Origin of the sequence: Flavobacterium sp. (assembly GCF_040382755.1) — a bacterium.
Lineage (GTDB): Bacteria > Bacteroidota > Bacteroidia > Flavobacteriales > Flavobacteriaceae > Flavobacterium.
In genome coordinates this window covers 1-1,218 of record NZ_JBEIET010000284.1, presented here as the reverse complement: position 1 = coordinate 1,218, position 1,218 = coordinate 1, and the positions used below count along the sequence as shown (strand labels likewise).

The following is a 1,218-nucleotide window of genomic DNA, read 5'->3' as shown; positions in this document are numbered from 1 at the left end:
GGTTTTATGAGAAAAGACCAAGCAATAAAAATTCAATATGCTTCAAAATATGCCGGAGTAGCCAATTATTGGAAAAAATGGATAGGTGAGCGTAAAGGATTAATAAAAGCCAATGCAGTTGGTGCTAAGCAAGTTTTTGAAAAAGACCTAACTGATAAAATTATCAAAGCCGGAAAACAAGCAGAATATGGAAATTTATTATCTGACTTTGCTACAAATTATGCTGCTATTAAAGAATATGCTATTGCAAGAGATTACTACACAGAAGTAGTTTTAAGAAATACCGAAATTTTGTCTTTTGGCTACCGTTTGTATCAATTAGAGCAAGTGTATAATTCAAAAGGTGAACAAGCATTTAATGATAGAAAAAAGAATTTGATTGAAGCTTTTGAACCTTTATATAAAGATTTTAATGCACAAGTTGACGAAAAAGTGTTCGAAAAATTAATAGCTATTTATAGTAAAAAATCACCGCAACAATTTTTACCTGAAAGTGTAAAAGGAATTGATGCAACTCAATTAGCATCTGAAATTTTTAATTCATCAAAGTTAACTTCTTATGCTGGTTTAAAAGAAGTGTTATCTGGAGATGCTAAAACGGTTTTAGAACGATTAAATCAAGATAAAGGATTTGCTTTTGTGAAAACGCTTGCTGAAGCATATAACAAAAATGTGGCGCCAAAATATGACGAAATTAACCTGAAAAATATCGCTATGCAACGGGCCTATATGAAAGCCATTTTAGAGTTAAGTCCAAAATCGGCGAGAATTTTTCCAGATGCCAACTCTACTTTGCGTGTAACCTACGGAAAAGTAAAAGGATACAAGCCTAGCGACGCGGTTTTGTATTCACCGGTTACCTATTTAGATGGTGTGATGGAAAAATATGTTCCTGGAGATTATGAATTTGACGTGCCGCAAAAATTGATTGATTTGTATAATACTAAAGATTATGGTAAATATGCTGACAATGGTAAAATGCCAGTGGCTTTTATCGCTACAAATCATACCACAGGAGGAAATTCTGGAAGTCCAGCTATTGATGCTAATGGAAACTTAATTGGGCTAAATTTTGATAGAGTTTGGGAAGGTACAATGAGCGATGTGTATTATTCTCCAGAAATTTGTAGAAATATCATGGTAGATACACGATATATTCTATTTATTATAGATAAATATGCGGGTGCTAAAAATTTAATTGAAGAAATGAAAATCATT

General features: G+C 32.4%; 1 protein-coding gene. It reads left to right on the top strand.

Going from position 1 to position 1,218, the window contains the following annotated elements:
* Positions 1–1,218 (top strand): S46 family peptidase (locus ABWO04_RS12030; RefSeq protein WP_353079918.1); only part of this gene is annotated, 1,218 nt, incomplete at both ends.